The sequence below is a fragment of the Methylobacterium guangdongense genome (genome assembly GCF_038442355.1).
GTDB classification, from domain to species: domain Bacteria; phylum Pseudomonadota; class Alphaproteobacteria; order Rhizobiales; family Beijerinckiaceae; genus Methylobacterium; species Methylobacterium guangdongense.
On record NZ_JBBXMX010000035.1, the window covers coordinates 1 to 17,558 of the forward strand.

Sequence of the window (17,558 nt, forward strand, 5' to 3'; positions counted from 1 at the left end):
GATGCGTGCGCCGGCGCACGGTTCTTGTCGGCGCCGACAACTTTCTCGCTGGCGAGAAAATTCAGATCGGGAGGTGCCTCCCGAATTGTCCCGGCGCCGGGACAACTCAGAGCCGTCCAGATTATGGGCGGTTTCGCCGGTCGGGATCGCGGCAGCCAAGGCGTGCCAGTCGAGGCCGGCAGCCTGTAGCTTTCGACCGATACCCCGGCAGGCGCCGAGGGCTTCGTGATCGTTCGCGGCCCCGCAGAGGGGCAGGAGTGCGCGGACGCTGGCGGGGATCGGGCGCGGCGTCATGCGCGGATCCGCCAGTTATCGGCCTGCCCATAGGCAAGCGCGGCGACCGTAGCGGCTACGGCCGGGCTCAGTCCGTAGCGGGTCGTGAGATGTTGGGCTTGAAGGCTCGCCGGGGGTAGGGCATATGTCTCGGTGCGTGCTGCCAAGAACGCTTTTCCGAGACCCGCCGTCGCCCCGCGCGTCGAGCGGGTTTCGTCTTTCATGGGGCTTTCTGCTCCGTCTGCTGCGCCGGCCGTCGATCGGGCGCGGGATGGCGGCCCCTCGGTTCACGTTTTAGTCCCGTGCCGAGGCGATCCATTCAGGATGAGCCTTAGGCTGCGATCTGAGCCGCGGGCGGCTGCGCCGGCAGGCCGAGCATCTCGCGCAGCTTCGCAGTCGGCACCCGCTTGCGCCCGCCAACCGTGATGGTCGGAATGGTGCCGTTGCCTACGGCCTTGTAGGCCGCGTTCTTCCCGACCCCGAGAACTCGGCCGGCCAACTGCACATCAACAGTCGGGTTGGTGAGCACTGCAATGATGTCTTCGGACATGCCGACCTCGCCAATAAAAGCCTTCGGGTTGCCCCGTTCATCGTTAATATGCCTTTGCCTGCCCTGCGGTCAACAGCGCGGGTCATTTTTGACCCGATATCCACCAGCGCGGGGCTTGATCAAATACGGTTTCCGGGTCAGAAGCGGTACAAATTGTGCCACTCTGTGAGGTGCGATGATGACCGGTGACGTTGGCGCGGGGGCTCGGGCTAAAGGGGGCCGTCCTCTCAAGGATGCGTCCAAGGGCAAGCGAGCGAAGTACGCCTTCCGGATGAGCGACTTCACGCGCGACCAGCTTGAGGGCCATGCCCAAGAGTCGGGCCGGTCCCTGAGCGAGGAAGTCGAGTACCGGATAGAGCAAAGCCTCCAGAAAGACGGTCGGCTCAACTCGGTTTTGACCATGCTCGGAGGGGCTGAGATGATCATGTTCGCGGCGCTTGCGAACGGGGACCTTCGGATAGCTATCGCGGAGGCCGACGCGAAGGTGTCCAGTAAGCTTCAATGGTACGAAAGCCCTGAGAAGCTTGAGATCGTTCGGCGACACATGACGGATAGCGCAGGCCGCACGATCGAGACCTTCGCGAAGATGGCTCAGACCGGAGTGACCACGCGGACGGGCCAGCATTTTTCGCGGCTGGCCGAGTAGCGGCATGCGTAGCGCGCATGTCCGCAAATGCAGATCAGGCAATATCTAATTACTCTAGGCTTTATCCGGTAATATAGGGTAGGTGGGCCTAGCTTTGGCATTCCGAATAAGCGCAAGACTTAAATAGCGGACAGTGTTACGGTGTCTCTGCAATTTGAGGCGCCGATGTCCGTCAAATACCCGTCGCATCTCTACATCCGGATAGACCGCCCCCTGAGGGCGGATATTCTCGCGGCAGCCGAGGCGGCCGGTCAGAACGTCAGTGCGTTCGCCCGTTGCATTCTTCGGGGTTCGATCCCTGGCCGGACGGGCGCCGGTCAACCTCTCGGGGATGCCGGGCGCCGGTCGAAGCAGGGGGGGCGCTGATGTCTCGCGGGAGAGTCGATAGCCACGGCCTGCACACAAGCAACGCCCCGGATAGCCTCCGCTATCATCAGCAGACCCATGCATTCGAGATGGGCGGACACAAATACACCGCTCCGGAACTTGATCCTCTCGCACAGATCCACATTGCGCGGCGGCTCGCCCCCATCATCTTGGGAGCCCTCAAGCCTGAGGGTGGGAGAAAGGCAATCCTCGCGCGGCTGGCGAAATTCGCGAACCTCGCTTCGGCAGAGGGCGAGGGGCAGTCCGCCCTTGCTGAGAACGATCAGATCATTGCCGACGCCATGGACCTCGCCACAAGCATCCTTGAGGCCGCCGCGTCCAGCAATGAAGACTCGGTTAATTTCATTATCCGCGAGTGCGCGGCAAGAATTTTCCGGATGCGTGAAGGAGGTGGCGGGTTGCCCATTTGGCCTAAGGGGCAGGAATACCCCTCGTATAGAGATATCGACGGGTTTACATTGTTCGGCCTTGTCTGCCGCTACCTGTTCCTTGAGTACCGCGAGCCGATCGCCGAATATATCGCTTCGCTCAATCTAGCCCCGGGTCCTGCTCTCGCGGCTGCTGTAGCCGGCGCCCCGCGCGAGCGTCCGCCGGGCGCGCCTGAGGCTCGCTGACGATGGCGGGCGGCGTCCTCTTTCGCGGCGGTCCGTTCCGCATTGGCTTGTTCGTCCCAGACGTAACCGTCGAGGCGGTTGGACAAGACGCATTAGGGATCACTGGCGCGCCAGTCGAGACGGGGGCGACCGTCACCGATCATTCGTTCAAGCTACCAGTGCGCCTGGAAATGCTTCCGGGGTGGTCGGACTCTTCTGCCGGGTATGACGGATATATTCAGGAGATTTATCGGAAGCTCCTCGCCCTACAGGCGACGCGCCAGCCTTTCTCTATGAGTACGTCTCGGCGCCTCTATCGCAACATGCTGTTGGAGAGCATCACCGACCCGATCAACGCCAACACCTTCAGCGCCATGCTGCCGCGGCTCACGTTCCGCGAGCTGATCATCACGCGCACTCAGACCAGCAGTGAGAGCACGGCGAAGCCCGCATCGAACCCGGCCAACCAAGCCAACCCACAGAGCACCGGTTCGGTTGTGGACCGTGGGACCGTCCAGACCCAAGATGTCGGCCCGCAGGCTTTCGCAGGCGCATACAACCCCGGAAGCCAAAGCCCTGTTGGGCCGGGCGCCTATCAAGTGGATGGCAGTGCCGCATCCGGCACTCTGGGTCTTGGTGGCATCAACCCGCCAACCGCTATGCCTATCGACTACGGTCAAATTAGCGGCCTGAGCCCACCCGCGACGATCAACCTGCCTGAAATCAGCGTGTCCGCGGCTCCGGACCCAATTAGCGGACTTCAGGCGGCCGGGCCGGATCAATACAACATCTTTGGGGGCGGCCCATGACCGTGGGGACTCAACTTCCTGTCGTGCCCTCGCAGGCCCAACGGTTCAAGCTGGATCTCAACGGGACGATCTACAGCTTTCGTCTGACCTACAACGATGCGCAGGACGGCTGCTGGATCCTCGATATCGGCGACGAGAACGGCGGGGTTCTGGTGGCTGGCATCTCACTCGTCTCGGGCGTGGATCTGTTGGATCAGCACCGGCACCTTGGGTTCCCCGGCAGCTTGGTCGTGACCACGGATCGCGGTGCCGGCGAGGTGCCGACCTTCGACGGCCTCGGCGTGACCTCGCACCTGTTCTTCATCCCGGATCCTGCGGCATGAGCGACGGACCCGGCAGCCACGACGCGGCGCAAGCTGCCCTCGGCAATCAGCCCAGCACGGAAGAAATTGTGCGCGCGGTAGTCGAAGCCATGCGCGCCGAGACATTCACCAGCTTGCCGGTGATCGTGACGAAGAAATCGGACGACGGCCACACCATCAGCGTCAAAGCCGCGGTGAAGATCCCGCAGCGCCAGGATGACAACACCGTCACCTATGTGGAGCTGCCGGAGTTTACGGACATCCCGATCAACTTTTCGGGCGGTGGTCAGATCACGCACACCTTCCCCACGGCAGTCGGGGACGAAGGTTGGATCGACTTCAGCACTCGCGGGCATGGCTTCTGGCGCCAGAATGGGGGCGTGCAGCAGCCGCAGGATGGCGAGGTAAACGGACTGGCGAGCGGGCGCTTCCGGCCGGGGGCGCGATCCGATCCGAACAAGCTCAAGGGTGTCTCGACGACATCAGCGCAGACGCGAACCGATGACAAGCAGAGCTTGCACGACGTGTCGGCGACCGCAGTGACCGCGATCCGTGAGGGCGCCGCCCACCAGGTCAACGGCATGGCGGTGCAGACGGAGATTGGCGGATCGAAGCATCACGTTGATGCGCAGACCATCCAGCAGGCCGCGACGAAGTTCCTGCACAACTGCGGGCTCGGCTGATGGCTGCCGGCGTCGCTCTCCCAACGGTTCTGCAGCTCCTCGACGGGACGCCGCACAAGAAGGTCGCGACCGCGATCTTTGAGAACCTGCCGCTCGCGAAGCTGCTTCAGGGCGGGGACGTGTCGGGGCTGCTCAAAAAGGTTTTGGCGGATGGCAACCTGTCATCCGTGCTTCAAAACCCGATGGCGGGCCTCACGCAGGGGCTACAGGACCTTGCTGGGCAAGCGGCTGTCCAACTGCAAGCGGCGCTCGGATCGGGCGCCAGCAGCCTGATTTCGGCGCTTACGGGGGCATCCGGCCTGACGAGTGCCCTGTCGACGCTTCAGGCTGCCGGTGACAACCTCGTGGGTCTGACGAACGGACAGGCCGGGCTTATGGCGCTCGCCGGCCACGACAGCCTACTCAGCATGCTCGGCGACGCCGCCCCAGCAACGATGGCCCTGTCTCAGGTTCTCGGGCCAACCGCCTCGGCCGACTTGCTCAACGGCATCACGGGAGCCCTGCCAGGGGTCGTGCAGAGCGTCATAGCGGGCGCCATGTCGGTTGCTGACGCGACGGCATGGGTCCAGGGGCAAAGCGCCAGTGTCGCGGCCGTGGTCTCGGCCAGCGCGAGCGCCCTGACCCAAGGCGCGGCGATCCAGATGCAGGCCTCGGCGGTGAGCACGGTGGCGGGGCTCCTCGCGCCGATCGGCGCCGGAGCTGCCGCTACCCCGCTTCAAGCCGCGCTGGCGATCTTCGTCCAGCCTGAGGCGCGCGCCGCCATGCTCGCCTCTCTCTCGGCTCAGATCGCGGCCCCGACCCACGCCCGCGTGGATACCGCGGCCATGACTTCCCTCGAATAGGAGATGCCCGTTGGCTCCTCGCGCGCCCTCTCGGTTTACCATCGGCCCAGACACGTTCCGGCACGCCCCGTTGAATGCCGCTGACGAGTTCCATTGCGTCCGCCGGGTCGCCCCCGTGGTGAAGAACGCGGGCCTTCTAGCCACGGCGCTTGCGGCGAAGGATGGGGAGGGCGAGCCCGGCGAGCGGATCGCGGGCGTGATCGAGGGGGGCGCCCCGCTGTTCCAAGCTTTCGCCGACATGACGGAAGAAGACGCCTCCTATGTCATGGAGCGGTGCATGTCCGCGACGGAAATGCTCGACGGCGAGATTTGGGTTCCGACTTGGGATCCGGAGATCAAGGCCCCGGCTATTCCGAGCCTGCGCATGATCCATGTTCTGCGGATCTGCTATAGCGTGCTGAAGGATGCCATCGCAGTTTTTTTTTCAGACGCGGTGTCGAGTTTGAAAGAACTCGGGCTTCTGCGGCGGACTATGATCCCGTGAGGCTTCCCGACGATCTTGATTGGCTGCTGTGGCCCGTCATGGCTGACCCGCCGATGTGCTCCTATCGGGATCTGCACGACGGGACCCTGCGTCTCGCCGACGTGGCTCAGATGGTCGACGCGCTCTCTACCCGGGACGAGAACCGCCGCCGAGCGCACAAGGCCGCGGAACGGGACGCGGCAGATCGCGCGAGGCATCCCTAATGGCTGACAACTATCTGCGCGTCTGCCGACTGACTACGGGCGGGAAGACGTACACCCTCGATGACATGCAGGTTGATTTCATCGTTCGGCAAAAGCGCGTCTCCACGCCAGCCATCGCAGAAATCCGGCTCCTCAACCTCGCGGACACGACCAAGAACGCGATCTGCCGGCAGAACCAGTCCGTGATCTTGGAGGCGGGTTACCAAGATCACTACGGGGCGATCTTCAAAGGAACGATCAAGCAGGGCAACCGCGGCAAGGTCAACGGGACGGATACATATGTGGATCTATTCTGCGGCGACGGCGATCAAGCATACATCAAAGGGCAGGTAATCAAGACGCTGCCGAAGGGGTCGACCCGGCAAGATGTAGTCAACGAGTGCCTGAAGGCGTTCGCGCCCTATGGGATCTCGAAAGGGTTCATGTCGGCGAAGCTCAATGACGGCTTCAAGTATCCGCAGGCCGTGCCGCTGTTCGGGCTCGCCCGAGACATCATGCGCAAGGTCGCGGGCGACATCGGCGCGGATTGGTCGTTCAACTCGGGGCGGCTCAACGTCGTTCACAAGACCGAAGCGTTGCCCGGCGGGGATATCGTGCTGAACAGTCAGACCGGCATGATCGGCCGGGCGACGCAGACCTTTAATGGCATCATCGTCCGGACGTTTATCAACCCAGCCATGTATAAGGATCGGGTTGTTAGGATTGACGAAGCCTCGATTGATCGAGCTGCGCCTGATCCTTCTTTCGGGTATGAAAATCCGAACGGCGCAAAGCTCCCGAGCATCGCGGCAGATGGGCGGTATCGAGTGTATGGCGTTGACCGGACCGGTAGCACGCGCGGGAATGAGTGGTTCGATACGCTTTATTGCGCGGCGGCCAGCGGGGACAGCTTCTTGCCGAAAGCGCTTATGGATTTTCAGCAGTAGCGGAGCGGTAGACTATGAGTGACGTTATCGCCTCGTTTCTCGTCAGCCTTGGCTTTGCCGTAAACAAGCCATCGCAGCAGGCCGCCACGCGATCAATGGCGGACTATGAGCAGGCCGTGCGCAAGGCCGAAAAGGCGATCGAAGATGCCCGGTGGGCTGGCGCTAAGACGCAAGAGGAGGTCGCCAAGCTCACGCGCGAACTGAACTTGAAGCTCGCCAAGGAAGCCTTGGCCGATGCGCAGGCGCGGGAGAAGCAGGAGCAGGAGGCCGCGAAAAAGCAGAAGGAACGGGCTGCGCAGGCGGCTGCGCAGATGCGGTCCCTGGTCAACGTGGCGACCGCAACGGCCGTGGCAATCCAAGGGTTCACGGTCGCAATGGCCGGCTATGCAACCCACGTCGCGGCCCGGTTGGAGGCCATGGCCTATGCGAGCGATCGGACAAGATCCTCTATCCAAGACCTCAAGATGTTCTCTCAGGCGGTGTCGCAGCTCGGCGGCACGGCCGGCGGCGCCCTGAGTGATTTGGAGAACTTCGCGGGTCGGCTGCGCGCGAACCCGCAGGGCTATACGGCCTTCCTCAAAAGCGTCGGCGTCGAGGCGCGGGACGCTCAGGGCAACATCCGCGGGGCGGCCGAGCTGTATAAGGAATTCCGGGCCAGCGTCGGCCGGAAGCCCTACGAACAGCAGCTCCTCTACATGCAGGAGATGGGAGTCTCTGAGGAGACGTGGCGGGCGACCGATCCCGCGAAGCTTGCGGCCGAAGAGGCGGCGCAGCGGGCCAAGTATGCACGTCTCGGCTACAACCCCGACAAGGCGGCAGACGATGCCAAGCAGTTGCAGCATGCCCTTCGGGATATGTTCGACAGCATCAATATCATCGGCGAGAAAACTGCCTCTAAGATCTTCAAGGACGTAGGTGACAACCTTAAGGGGTTCACCACATTCATTGAGCAGCACGGCGACGAAATCGCCGAGATCTTGTCCAAAGTGGCACAGCTCGTCCTAGGCCTGTCGAAGGCGCTGCTTGAACTCGCCACCAGCGACAAGGCGAAAGCCTTCCTCGACGGGTTGCTGTCCGCGTTCGGGCATGTCGATGAGGCTACGGGCAAGTGGGTCGCCGACACGGACAAGATCAAGGATGCGCTAGAAGCGCTGGCCGTCTTCATCGCGACCATCTTCGTGGCGAAGATAACGGGGGCCTTCGCCAGTATCCTCAAGGATCTCAAGCCGCTGCTCGCGATCCTGGCCCCGGTGCTGGCCGCCCTCGGGATCCCGATCCTCGGCACGGCCGCGGTCGGGGCAGTGCTCGGCGGTCTCGGAGACCCGTCCAAATCGGTCAATGGCACGGGCGGGCGGCCGGATGGGCAGCTCAACCCCGGCGATGAATTGCCGGGCGTTGGCGGTGGCACTCCGTCGAGCGGTGAGGGCGCTTGGTCTCGGGCGAAGCGCTTGGGCCGAGCCGCGTTGAACGCGGTGGGCCTCGGCGGGGGAGGCGGCGCCGACAGCACCCCGATCCCGGCCGGGCGCTTTACCGCGCTCAAGACGCTCATTCAGAGCAGGGAGTCGGGGGCGGCCGGATATAATTCGGTCTACGGCAACGGGAAATATGGCTGGTATAGCAAGCCGGTCACGCAATCGACCGTGCGGGAGTTGCTTGAGTGGCAAAACAAGATGCGGAAACAGGTCGGATCTTCCGCTTTCCCGGTCGGCCGAGGGCAGTTCATCGAAAGTACCTTGCGGGGTCTCGCGCAGGAAACCGGCACGATGGACGAAGTGCTGACTCCGGAGCTTCAGGAAAAGTATTTCGACCGACTGATTAAGCGCCGCGGTCGGAACGTCGCGGCTCTGCGCGATGAATGGGAAGGCCTTCTCGGGGTGGATGCGAACCGCATCTTGAATGCTTATGATACGGATGGGTCGGCCGCTTCGCCTCAGTCGTCAACCGCCAAAAAGCCGGGCTGGATCGACAAGGACACCTATACGGACGGGCTGAACATCTTCAGGCGCGGGGCCGATGGCAACCTGAGCCGCGTGACGAACATTCCCGGCCAGCCGTCGACCAGTTCAGGGCTGCCGAGTTTTGCGGGTTCGATTGCTCGGGCCGGGGCGGGCATGAACCGGTTGGATATGGATAAATTCAGGGGCATCGGTGCGGCAACCCAAGGGTTCGACCCGAGCCAATATCTGAACGCCCCTCCAATCGGATCCTCAACCAGCAACGACAACTCAGTGAAGAACCAGAGCTATCAAGGGGGAACCACGCACGTCACGATCAACACCCACGGGGACGCGCGCGAGACCGCCGAACTCTGGCGGCGGCATGGGGAGCGATCGAAGGCGGATGATCTCCGCTACGCGTCCAGCATGTTCGCCTGATAGGCGCTATCGAGCCCGGCACCCGGCGCGGCAGGCGATGGCTTGAAGCGTCAGGGCGGCCGGATCTTCGCCAACCGTCCGGACCTGGATCAACGTGTTGTTCTTGGACCAGAGGAAGCCGCACGCCCCCATGCCGGTGCCGGAACAGAACTCGGCCTCAGGGTAGCGCTTGCACACGTCCTCTCGGCCGATGGAACACCCCGATTGCTCGGCCGCCGCCGGGGACGGACGCCAGCCGAGGGCGGACAGGTCCGCGCGCACGGTTTCATACAGCGTGCCTTTCGCGATCCTCGGGACCGGCGCCTCTGCGCGGGCCGGCATGGCGAGAAAGGCGAGCCCAGCGATAGCGAGCGCTGCGCGATGAATGGCGGTCGGCATCAGTATCGGAACCCCTGCGGTTTCTCTCGCATCCCTTGCCCCTGCCGCTCGTTGGCTTCGACAGCGGCTTTGGCTTCGAGGCAGTAGCCTAGCCCGCGATAGTAGTTCGGAGCGCCGAGGCTATCGGCGTGCGCAGAGCATTCCTGGCGCCGCGGCGGGCTGACTTGGTCCCAAAGCAGCCGAGCGGTGTCATACCCTTCCTGCTCCTCGTGGAGACAGATGTTCATCGCCACATTGCGGGACGTGTTGCCGGCCCTGGCGGTGCGGTCGGCGAACGCCGCGCAAGCCGCGTCTACATCGTGAACGGGGAAGCCGGCAGATGTCGTTACCTGCGCCGCGGCGCCCGTGGCGGCGGCGATCAAGATCAGGGCGACTGCGTAGCGCATGGCGACCAAGATGGGCGCGGCCCTAGCGTCTGTCGAGACCCACGGTTGTATTTACGGTTAAGCCGTAGCGCTCGGTCAGCCCCGTCCGTGCCGGGTCGATTTCCCCTCAGGTAGCAGGCTCAAAATGGCCTCGGCTTGAGCTGCCGTCATAAGATCGTCGGCCCTTCGTTCAACGTCGCGCCCGGATCCCTTCTTTCCAAGATCGCTGCCTAGGTAGCGGCCTAGTTCGCGGCCTACGTGTCCCTGGATTTCAGCCACGTCATCGCCGGCAGTCGCAATCTCTGTCGGGGCAAGGACGGCAAGCGCCATTGCCGGTTCTCGCGACACGATCCGCAGCAGAGCGGTCGCGGTCGGGTCCAGGCGAACCCGGCCTTGCTCCCAATTCCGCCACGTCCCGACCGGGATGCCCAGAGCGGCTGCCATCTCGGGTTGCGTGAGCCCGAGCCGGACCCGCAGGGCCTTCGGCGGCGTGACGGAATGGGCGTCGGCCGGCATTTTGCTCGGGGCGTCAGGGTCGGCGGCGCGCTGCGCCAGGATCTCGGCTTCGGTGGTCGCGTCGACCTTCTCCCGATCCACCGTTGAGGCGCGGGTGCGAAGCTCGCTCAAGCTGATGCGTGCCATGCCTTGCGCTCCTTCCTGTGCGCGTGATGCGCTGAGATGATCCGCCGGACCGGTTCGCCTTCAGCGCTCAGGCGGTCGGTATAAACCACGGTGTAGAAGTCGCCGTCCCATTCCCCAACCGCGCAGATGCGAACCTCGCCGTAGTCCCTGCGGGTGTCCTGCCATTCGAGGGTGCGGCCGAGGAAGATGCCGATTGCGTCCGCGAACCCGAACCCCCGTTCGGTGCGGCAGCGGGCATCCTTCGTATCGTCCCACTCGAAATCCATGTGGTGACTGTACGCTAGTTGCGCATCAGTTCAAGCGATATGCGCAGACAGCGCACTCGGCCGTTGACTTCGCTGGGCTGAGCGGCCGACATGGGCGATTACGGCTAGGCTCGTCTCGGCGAGTCGTGAGCCGGCATCAGGAGATCAGCGCCGCGAGAAAGAGACCCTGAAAAGCCAACAGGCCCCCGTCGCCAAACGGGAGCCTGCTGAAAATCCTGGGGTCTGGTGGGACCGACGTGACTGTCTCCCACCAAGCCATACGCTCCCGCCGGGAGTCAAGCGAAAGCGCCAACTTTCGCACCGGGAAGGCTTTGCCTGGACCCTAGCCGCGGCCCGTGAGGGACCGGGAACGATGTTTCACGCCACCATGCAGGCGGCGATCGGGGACGCGCGCACGCTCGCGCAGCTCGACAGCCTGTCGCGGTCGATCTGGCAGGCGCACGCCTCCGAAGCCGTGACCGATGACGAAGCGCAGGGCCTCGCCGAGGCGCTACACACCCGCAGGAATGCGATTAGAGAGGCCGTGGCGCCCGTTGGCATTCCTCTCGGCCGAGCGACGCTGTTCCCGCCCAAGCCCTACCAGCGGGCTCCTGAGCGATCCGTGGCGATTGAGCGGCGGCGCCGGCTGGCCTGTTCCGGCCCGATGCCCCCTGCTCTCGCCTCGCGGTTCACCACCGGGCAACTCGCGGTCCTGCGGATCGTCGGGGATGAGATGGCGCAGCATGGGGCCTGCGGCCTGCCGATCGACGCCATAGCGGCGCGGGCTGGCGTCTGCCGGCGGCTGGCACAGGGCGCGATCCGGCTGGCCGAGGGCGACGGGCTGTTGACCATTCAGGAGCGGCGCCACCAGGGCCGGAAGTCCGATCCGAACGTGGTCCGCATCATCAGCCGCGAGTGGCTGCAATGGCTCCGGCGGGGAGGGCGATCCACGGCCCCGGCGCTGTTGGGCGGCATAGGGTGCAAAACGATGCACCCCACGGATAGGGGAGATCCACAGAGGCAGGGTGTGGACGCGGAACCAAAGAAGGGCTGCCGGGAGGCAGCGGGCGACCCTGGCCGAAGCGATCCTATGAGAATTCTCGCGGGCGGTAGAACGGGCTAAGCCATGCCCTGCCATCATGGGAGCGGACGATATGCCGAACGAACCTTTGGGCGGTCGCGCCGAGGGCTGCATCTCGAAAGGGATCGAGGAGCGGACCGAACTGGCGAAGCGGAAGCGGCAGGATGCCGTCAGGCGCTTGGCGGACTACGGGCAAGTGTTGGTCGACGGGAACGACGCGGCGGCCGAGGAGGCTATGACTGCCCTGAGACAGGACGCGCGGGAGGCGTCTGAGGCGGAACGTTGGGTCCATCAGAACCAAGGCGCCATGGGCGAGGCAAAGCTTAAGTCGCCGAAAATCGGAAGCTGGCGGGACATCATCGTTGCCGGGGAGGCCGGGGAACTCACGCCAGAGTGACGGGGAGGGTACGCATCTGGCGCGTACCCCCCAAGTTCAACTTAGCCCGTCGCCCTGGCGCACGCCGCTTCCATGTCGCGCTGGCACTGTCCCGCCACGTCGTCGGGATCCGGGTCAGGGATGAGGCTGGCATGATAGGCGGCCAGCGCCCGGAAGCCGGCGGGCGTGGTCGGTGTCGTGCGTCGCAGCTCCCGGCGCTTGCTATGCCTGAGCTTGCGCAGCCGCTTCCTGTCGGCCCGCAGCTCACCGGTGCGGCCGAGCCCAAGCCGGTCGGCCCGCGCCAGGGCGGCGACGATATCGGCCTCGCGCCGCGCGGTCTCCCGGTGCGCCTCGATCGCGGCAAAGATCGGATCTGCGGCGAGATCGGGCTTGGCGAGGGCAGAGGTCGGGAGACTGAGCACAAGCAGGGCGCCGAGACTGCGGCGGGTGACGGTCGCGGACATGGTGGCCTCTCGGGTTAGACGCGGCACAGCCGCTCGGATCCGCTCGCGCGGGCTGCGCGAGGCGGGGTGAAGGTTCCCAAGGGTGAGGCGTCCTAGGCGTCGGATCGGCTGGGCGGCGGATCCCCAAGGGTCTCGCGCAGCTCGTGAACCTCCGGCGGCTCCGGATCGCCAAGCAACGCGGCGATCTCGGCACTACAGGCCAGCCATCGGCGGGCGGCGCGCTCCCACCGGCTGTAGCCGCGCTCTATGCCGATCCGGATCATACGCCGCCCCGCAGCCCGCCGGCGGTAGCCGTGCCAGTAGAAAGCCGCCAAGAGGATGTAGAGCCGAACCCCCTGCCTTACGGTCGGGGGCTTCCGCGGTAGCCGCGTCGGCACGCTCAGGCCTCTAGGTCGCGATCGTTGCCCCGCAGCCAAATGACCTGGCTGTCATGGCCCTCCGGAGCGCCGAGGCTGGGCTCGCTGTTTCCATCGTCCTCGCGGTCGGGGTCGCCGTCCTCACTGTCCAGAATGGCCACGATGCGATCGACGATATCGAGGGCGAGTTCGGCCAGCCGCTCGAATTCCTCGCGCGGGATCGGCATTGCGTCGGGCTGCTTCGAGCGTCCCGGGAAGGCGACAATCTTGCTCATGGGTGTCTCGGTTCTTGGTGGGACTGGTAGTCCACCGGCAAGCCCGGCCGGGGCGGTACGCACGGCGACAGAAGGGAGGGGCGGTCAGTCGCCCCAAGCCTTGTTGATCTCGGCGCGCAGCTCGGGGGCGTGCTGCAACGACGCCTCGCACAGCAGCTCGTACTGGATCAGCGTCTCCAGCCGCCAATTCCGCTCAAAGTCCCCGGCAGGAACTCGGGCGCGGATCTCAGCCACAAGGCGGGACCGGATCTCGGAAGCGCGCTCCTCTTCCCGTTCAGCGATGTGCCCGGCGGCGTTGAGGTCTCGGAAAGGGTTCGCTGATTTGTCGCTTGCCCAAGGCAGGCTGCTCGTGGCGCACCAGATATCCGCGACGCTAGAAAACCTGACATACAGGTTATGAAGCTGGAGGATCGTGAGCGCCGACAAATCGACTGCGGACGCCTGTGCTACGGCCCAAGCGCGATCACGCGACAAAGCCGGCCGGGACGGAACCGCGGCGGCGCTCTCCTCGCCAATTGGCTGCCCTTTCCAGTCCACGCCGGCCAGTGCGCAGCACGCCTCAATCAGCGCGCGGGTAGCCTGCGGCGTCAGATCCTCATCTTTGCCAAGGTGGCTGTCTCGCTCGTACTGACCGAACACGAACACCATGACGAGGGTGGCTCGCGCCTTCACGGCGAGGCCGAGCGGGGTCCGTGCCGGCGTGCGCCAGATCGCCTTGCTGATGCGCTCCAATTCGCTGCCGATGGCATCGAACGCGTCGCAGGCCTCGGAAATGCCGGGCGTCTCCCAGGCTGCCACACTGGCGGCATGCACGGGTCCGCCGCGCGCTTTGGCCCGCTCGCAGGCCTGCGTGATGTGTGCTTGGGCGGCCCAATAAGCGGGGGTCGCGGCTCGCCAGCGGGCGTGCACGGCGTCGAGGTCCAGGCCAAGCGCTAGGATCTCGGCATCGCCGTTCGGGGCCACGGCCTCGAATGCATCAAGGCGCAGTTCCCGGCGGATGCGAGCGCGGTTTGCCTCCGCGGCGTCCGGCCCGACCTTGCGAGCGTACTCGGCCGACGCGATCCGGTGCAGGCGCTCCAACTCCATCCGCAGGCCCTCGCGGACGATCACGAACCCCTGCGGGTCGTCTGCTGGGTAGGCCATGAAGCCGGGCGGTGGGTTCTGCCAGTCGGTCGGCTCGACAGTCGGCGCCTCGCCTTGGGCATCAAGCAGGAGCGACCGCGCCAACACCTGATCGGGGTCGGGGTTGTCGGGGAGCCCGAGCCGAAAGAAGCTCGGATTGTAGTGCGCGAGGGCTCGGATTTTGAGCCGGAGGCCGTCCGCGGAGTGGGCCGGTATATCCGCGAGCTGGTAGGCGAGGGCCGCCGCGATGTCGCCGGCATCGGCCGCCGCCGCCTCAAGCTCTAGGGGCGCTTCTCCGGCACCGCTCTGCTTGGATGCGGCGTTGCAGGCTTCGCAGGCCGCAACCTCGTGTGCCCTAGCCTCCTCGAACCGGCGGCCGAGCGATAGCAATTCGGTGTCGTCGCTCCTCGCGCGGATCGGGGCCGGGGTTTCGGGGACCTCGACCACGGCCGGGCGAGCGACACGGGCCAGGTCTGCTTGTAGATCGGCGGCTCGATCGCGGAGTTCCGCAGCGGCGTTGCGGCGGAACAGGCTGGAAAGCTTCAGAGAGCGCACGGGGTAGCCTCCTAGGATCACAGGATGACAGGAGGCGCGGCGGATTGAGCGCCGCGCGGCGGCGGCGTCAGGCGTCGGCTTCGTCCTCGGCGGCGATCTCGGCTCGCGCCTGGGCGATGGCCCATGCCGGGAGGGATCCCGCAGCAGAGTAGCAAGCGCGGTCGCGCTCCTCGTGGTCGGGCTCGTCGCCGAAACCGATGAACCCCTTGGGAAGCTCGCCGCCCGTGAACGCCAGGACGGCGCGCGTGAGGCTGACGGCGGCGGTGCTGGTCGGATCGTCGCCCGTGTGGTCGGCTTCCGTCAGGATCGCGGCGGCGAGCGCCGTGAGGGCCAGACCGTCAGCGGTGGCCGGCGGCGGCAGGGCGAGGACTTCGCGGGCCGTGGCCCAGAGGCGCTGCCCAACGAGGTCCCCGGCGCGCTCCTCAACGCTCCCGAATTCCGCGGTGTTGCTGATCGGCTGCCGCGCGCAATGTTCGGCATGGGCGGTCAGCAGACGGGCGCGGTATTCGGCGCGCTCGACGGGAGGGGCGGCCATGGGTGCAGGCGGCAGTGCTCGGGTCGGCGCGAGGGCAGTTACCTCCCGCAGGAGCGTGAGCGTCGCGCGGTCGCCCGCGAACTTGCTCCAGCCGAGATGCTGCCCGCTGTCTGCGATCAGGAGGCGGGCCTTGGCCGAGAGGTCATCAAGGCTGGCGGCCGGCTCATTGGCCGCGCGCCACACTACGTCCTCGGCCTTGCCCAACTCGGCCTCTAACCGCTCGTCCGGCCAAGCGTCGTCGGGGTGTGCCGGGTTGTTGATCCAGGCCAGATGCGCGACGGCGGCGTCACAAGCGCGGGCGAGGTCGGACGGCGCGGCTGCGGGCGCCACGGTAGCGGCGAGCGCCGGGAGGGGGACAGCCGCGGCGACGGTGCCGGCGACGACAGTCCGGCGGCTCAGGCTGCCGCGCAGTTCGGTGGCACGCTCGCGCAGGCTGGTGGCGGGGCTGCGGCGGATCAGGCTCTTAAGGGTGGTGCGCAGGGACATCGCGGGATCCTCGAATGAGGGGCGCGGGCAGCCGGCCCGCTCGGGGTGCGGGTTGGGTCAGAACAGGGTGGCAAGGCCGGTGAGCACCATGCCCCCGCCGATGATGGCGACGGCGGCCAGCAGCTCGCCCGTGGCGTCGAGGAAGCGCAGGCTGCGGCTGTGCGCGGTGTCCGGCCGGATCGGGGTCACGGCCTGCCAGGGCTCAATTTCGCCCGGGATCGGTTCGTCCGGCAGGTTGCGATACCGGCGATCCACGGGGATGCGGACGGGCTTGCCGCTGTCCGTGATGCGGACGCGAGCCAGAGCGGGGTGGCTGAAATTCGGGATACGGGCGTGCGTCATCGTTCGGGCTCCGGCTCGGGCTCGTGGCGGTGGGTCGGTGGGTCGGTGGTGCTGGCGTGCCCCGCGGCGGGGCGGGCGGCTGCTACTCGGGCGAGGCTCGGGCGAGGGCGTTCAAGGCCGCGACTAGGTGGGTGAGGCCGTCGCTTTCCGGGTCGCTGGCGGTTGCCGTGTAGTGGCGGGCCAAGGCCAAGACCCCGGGAAGCGTCGTCGGCGTGGTCGCGCCGAGGGTGACCCCCACGGCATCGCGGCGGCGACACTCGGCATCGCAGCGCGCATCGGCCTCCGGGCTGTCGTCGCCCTTGGTCTCGGCATACACGCGCATCACGTCGCGGTCGGCGGCTTCCCACGCGGCCAGGGCGGGAAAGATCGGATCGGGTGATGCCGGCAACACCGGGGCGGCTGTCGCGGCAGACAGGGCGCCAACGGCCATCGTGGAGAGCACGGCGCCGAGAAGGTTGCGGCGGGCAAGGTTGTCGTTCACGCCTCGCCCCCCGCCAGCACGTCGCGCAGATGCCCGAGATGGGCCGTGGCCTGCCCGTCCGGATCGTCCAGGATGCGCAGGTAGAAATCGGCCAGGGCGACATCGCCCTTGCGGGTGGTCGGGATGATCTCGGCCAGGGCTTCGAATGCAGCGCGGTCGGCATCGACCAATTCGCCGAGCCGGGTCATCTGCGCATCGTCGGCTTCGTCCAAGCCATCGTGCGCGGCCTGATGGGCTTGCCGAGCGGCGTCGGCAGCCTCGATCGCGGCGAAGATCGGATCGGGGGTGCGCGCGGCAGCGGGCTCGGCCGGCGGCTCCGGCAGGATGGCCCCGAGCGGGTGGACCATGCCAGCGGCATAGGCCCAAGCGGGATGGTCGCCGTCCGGCCCGTATAGGTCGGGGAGCAGCACCCACAAGCGGCCGTCGATCTGGTTCAGAAGATCATCGGCCACGTCGGACGCCTCGGCGCGCAGATCCTCGTCGGTGAACTGGTCGGCCTCGGCGCGGCCGTCGCCATAGACGTACTGCGCGAGGGCCATGCCGAGCACCGCGGCGCCGATCTCGGCCTGCGTGGCGGGCGAGAGCTTGCCCCACGCCTCGGCCAGCGAGAACGGCAGCGGCAGGCGGGACCAGAACGCGGCGTGGTCCGGCAGCCGGGCGGTGTCGTCGCCGCGGAGGATACCCACCGAGCGGGTATCCTTGGCGATGGCAGGGGCGGCCATGGCGGCCAGGAGGCCGGCGGCGAGGGCGCGGCGGTTGATGCGGGCGGACATCGCGGCGGC

25 protein-coding genes are annotated in these 17,558 nt (G+C 66.1%); 12 read left to right on the plus strand and 13 right to left on the minus strand.

Annotated elements, in window-relative coordinates:
• Positions 1-604: 604 nt before the first annotated feature.
• Positions 605-823, minus strand: coding sequence for a DNA-binding protein (locus AAHG09_RS30105; protein WP_342111727.1), 219 nt, complete (start codon positions 821-823; stop codon positions 605-607).
• A 175-nt stretch (positions 824-998) separates the two neighbouring features.
• Between AAHG09_RS30105 and AAHG09_RS30110 the strand changes: the two genes are divergently transcribed.
• The 10 genes from AAHG09_RS30110 (at position 999) to AAHG09_RS30150 (ending at position 9,073) form a co-directional block, all read left to right on the plus strand.
• Positions 999-1,469, plus strand: coding sequence for an Arc family DNA-binding protein (locus AAHG09_RS30110; RefSeq protein WP_342111729.1), 471 nt, complete (start codon positions 999-1,001; stop codon positions 1,467-1,469).
• Between the two features lie 455 nt (positions 1,470-1,924).
• The gene (locus tag AAHG09_RS30115) at positions 1,925-2,470 is read left to right on the plus strand and encodes a phage tail assembly chaperone (RefSeq protein WP_342111731.1); all 546 of its coding nucleotides are present in this window, start codon (positions 1,925-1,927) and stop codon (positions 2,468-2,470) included.
• 2 nt (positions 2,471-2,472) lie between these two features.
• Entirely contained in the window at positions 2,473-3,258 is a 786-nt protein-coding gene (locus AAHG09_RS30120; RefSeq protein ID WP_342111733.1) for a phage baseplate protein, read from the plus strand.
• Entirely contained in the window at positions 3,255-3,581 is a 327-nt protein-coding gene (locus AAHG09_RS30125) for a phage baseplate plug family protein (protein ID WP_342111735.1), read from the plus strand. The genes AAHG09_RS30120 and AAHG09_RS30125 overlap by 4 nt, the downstream gene beginning before the upstream one ends.
• A complete protein-coding gene (locus AAHG09_RS30130; RefSeq protein ID WP_342111737.1) occupies positions 3,578-4,243 on the plus strand; it encodes a Gp138 family membrane-puncturing spike protein in 666 nt (221 codons plus the stop codon). The genes AAHG09_RS30125 and AAHG09_RS30130 overlap by 4 nt, the downstream gene beginning before the upstream one ends.
• On the plus strand, positions 4,243-5,085 hold the full coding sequence (locus tag AAHG09_RS30135) for a hypothetical protein (protein ID WP_342111739.1): 843 nt from the start codon (positions 4,243-4,245) through the stop codon (positions 5,083-5,085). The genes AAHG09_RS30130 and AAHG09_RS30135 overlap by 1 nt, the downstream gene beginning before the upstream one ends.
• A 10-nt stretch (positions 5,086-5,095) precedes the next feature.
• On the plus strand, positions 5,096-5,569 hold the full coding sequence (locus AAHG09_RS30140; protein ID WP_342111742.1) for a phage tail assembly chaperone: 474 nt from the start codon (positions 5,096-5,098) through the stop codon (positions 5,567-5,569).
• 53 nt (positions 5,570-5,622) lie between these two features.
• Positions 5,623-5,772 (plus strand): DUF6889 family protein, encoded by a 150-nt coding sequence (locus AAHG09_RS32010; protein ID WP_412760110.1) that lies wholly within the window; start codon positions 5,623-5,625, stop codon positions 5,770-5,772.
• Complete coding sequence (locus AAHG09_RS30145) at positions 5,772-6,698, plus strand: phage protein (protein ID WP_342111744.1); 927 nt, start codon at positions 5,772-5,774, stop codon at positions 6,696-6,698. Before AAHG09_RS32010 ends, AAHG09_RS30145 begins: the two co-directional genes overlap by 1 nt.
• 14 nt (positions 6,699-6,712) lie before the next feature.
• Positions 6,713-9,073, plus strand: a complete 2,361-nt coding sequence (locus AAHG09_RS30150; protein WP_342111746.1) for a hypothetical protein — start codon at positions 6,713-6,715, stop codon at positions 9,071-9,073.
• Positions 9,074-9,079: 6 nt separating this feature from the next.
• Here AAHG09_RS30150 and AAHG09_RS30155 read toward each other — a convergent pair whose 3' ends face one another.
• The 4 genes from AAHG09_RS30155 to AAHG09_RS30170 form a co-directional block, all read right to left on the minus strand.
• Positions 9,080-9,451 (minus strand): hypothetical protein, encoded by a 372-nt coding sequence (locus AAHG09_RS30155; RefSeq protein ID WP_342111748.1) that lies wholly within the window; start codon positions 9,449-9,451, stop codon positions 9,080-9,082.
• A complete protein-coding gene (locus tag AAHG09_RS30160) occupies positions 9,451-9,837 on the minus strand; it encodes a hypothetical protein (protein WP_342111750.1) in 387 nt (128 codons plus the stop codon). The genes AAHG09_RS30155 and AAHG09_RS30160 overlap by 1 nt, the downstream gene beginning before the upstream one ends.
• A 75-nt stretch (positions 9,838-9,912) precedes the next feature.
• Entirely contained in the window at positions 9,913-10,458 is a 546-nt protein-coding gene (locus tag AAHG09_RS30165) for a helix-turn-helix domain-containing protein (RefSeq protein WP_342111752.1), read from the minus strand.
• Positions 10,440-10,724 (minus strand): BrnT family toxin, encoded by a 285-nt coding sequence (locus AAHG09_RS30170; RefSeq protein ID WP_342111754.1) that lies wholly within the window; start codon positions 10,722-10,724, stop codon positions 10,440-10,442. Before AAHG09_RS30170 ends, AAHG09_RS30165 begins: the two co-directional genes overlap by 19 nt.
• Before the next feature lie 352 nt (positions 10,725-11,076).
• Between AAHG09_RS30170 and AAHG09_RS30175 the strand changes: the two genes are divergently transcribed.
• Together AAHG09_RS30175 and AAHG09_RS30180 are read left to right on the plus strand one after the other, a co-directional pair.
• On the plus strand, positions 11,077-11,826 hold the full coding sequence (locus AAHG09_RS30175) for a hypothetical protein (RefSeq protein ID WP_342111757.1): 750 nt from the start codon (positions 11,077-11,079) through the stop codon (positions 11,824-11,826).
• Between the two features lie 31 nt (positions 11,827-11,857).
• Complete coding sequence (locus AAHG09_RS30180) at positions 11,858-12,181, plus strand: hypothetical protein (protein ID WP_342111759.1); 324 nt, start codon at positions 11,858-11,860, stop codon at positions 12,179-12,181.
• Between the two features lie 41 nt (positions 12,182-12,222).
• Here the strand turns inward: AAHG09_RS30180 and AAHG09_RS30185 are convergent, their stop codons facing one another.
• The 8 genes from AAHG09_RS30185 to AAHG09_RS30220 form a co-directional block, all read right to left on the minus strand.
• On the minus strand, positions 12,223-12,624 hold the full coding sequence (locus tag AAHG09_RS30185) for a hypothetical protein (protein WP_342111761.1): 402 nt from the start codon (positions 12,622-12,624) through the stop codon (positions 12,223-12,225).
• Between the two features lie 92 nt (positions 12,625-12,716).
• Positions 12,717-12,887 carry a hypothetical protein gene (locus tag AAHG09_RS30190; RefSeq protein WP_342111763.1) on the minus strand — a complete coding sequence of 57 codons (171 nt, stop codon included), beginning with the start codon at positions 12,885-12,887 and terminating at the stop codon, positions 12,717-12,719.
• Between the two features lie 116 nt (positions 12,888-13,003).
• Complete coding sequence (locus AAHG09_RS30195; RefSeq protein ID WP_342111765.1) at positions 13,004-13,255, minus strand: hypothetical protein; 252 nt, start codon at positions 13,253-13,255, stop codon at positions 13,004-13,006.
• A gap of 84 nt (positions 13,256-13,339) precedes the next feature.
• The gene (locus AAHG09_RS30200) at positions 13,340-14,932 is read right to left on the minus strand and encodes a hypothetical protein (RefSeq protein ID WP_342111767.1); all 1,593 of its coding nucleotides are present in this window, start codon (positions 14,930-14,932) and stop codon (positions 13,340-13,342) included.
• A gap of 67 nt (positions 14,933-14,999) precedes the next feature.
• Positions 15,000-15,953 carry a hypothetical protein gene (locus AAHG09_RS30205; RefSeq protein WP_342111770.1) on the minus strand — a complete coding sequence of 318 codons (954 nt, stop codon included), beginning with the start codon at positions 15,951-15,953 and terminating at the stop codon, positions 15,000-15,002.
• Positions 15,954-16,010: 57 nt separating this feature from the next.
• Positions 16,011-16,295: a hypothetical protein gene (locus AAHG09_RS30210; RefSeq protein WP_342111772.1), complete on the minus strand. Its 285-nt coding sequence runs from the start codon at positions 16,293-16,295 to the stop codon at positions 16,011-16,013.
• 82 nt (positions 16,296-16,377) lie between these two features.
• Positions 16,378-16,776, minus strand: a complete 399-nt coding sequence (locus AAHG09_RS30215; protein WP_342111773.1) for a hypothetical protein — start codon at positions 16,774-16,776, stop codon at positions 16,378-16,380.
• Entirely contained in the window at positions 16,773-17,549 is a 777-nt protein-coding gene (locus tag AAHG09_RS30220) for a hypothetical protein (protein ID WP_342111775.1), read from the minus strand. Before AAHG09_RS30220 ends, AAHG09_RS30215 begins: the two co-directional genes overlap by 4 nt.
• Between the last annotated feature and the right edge of the window lie 9 nt (positions 17,550-17,558).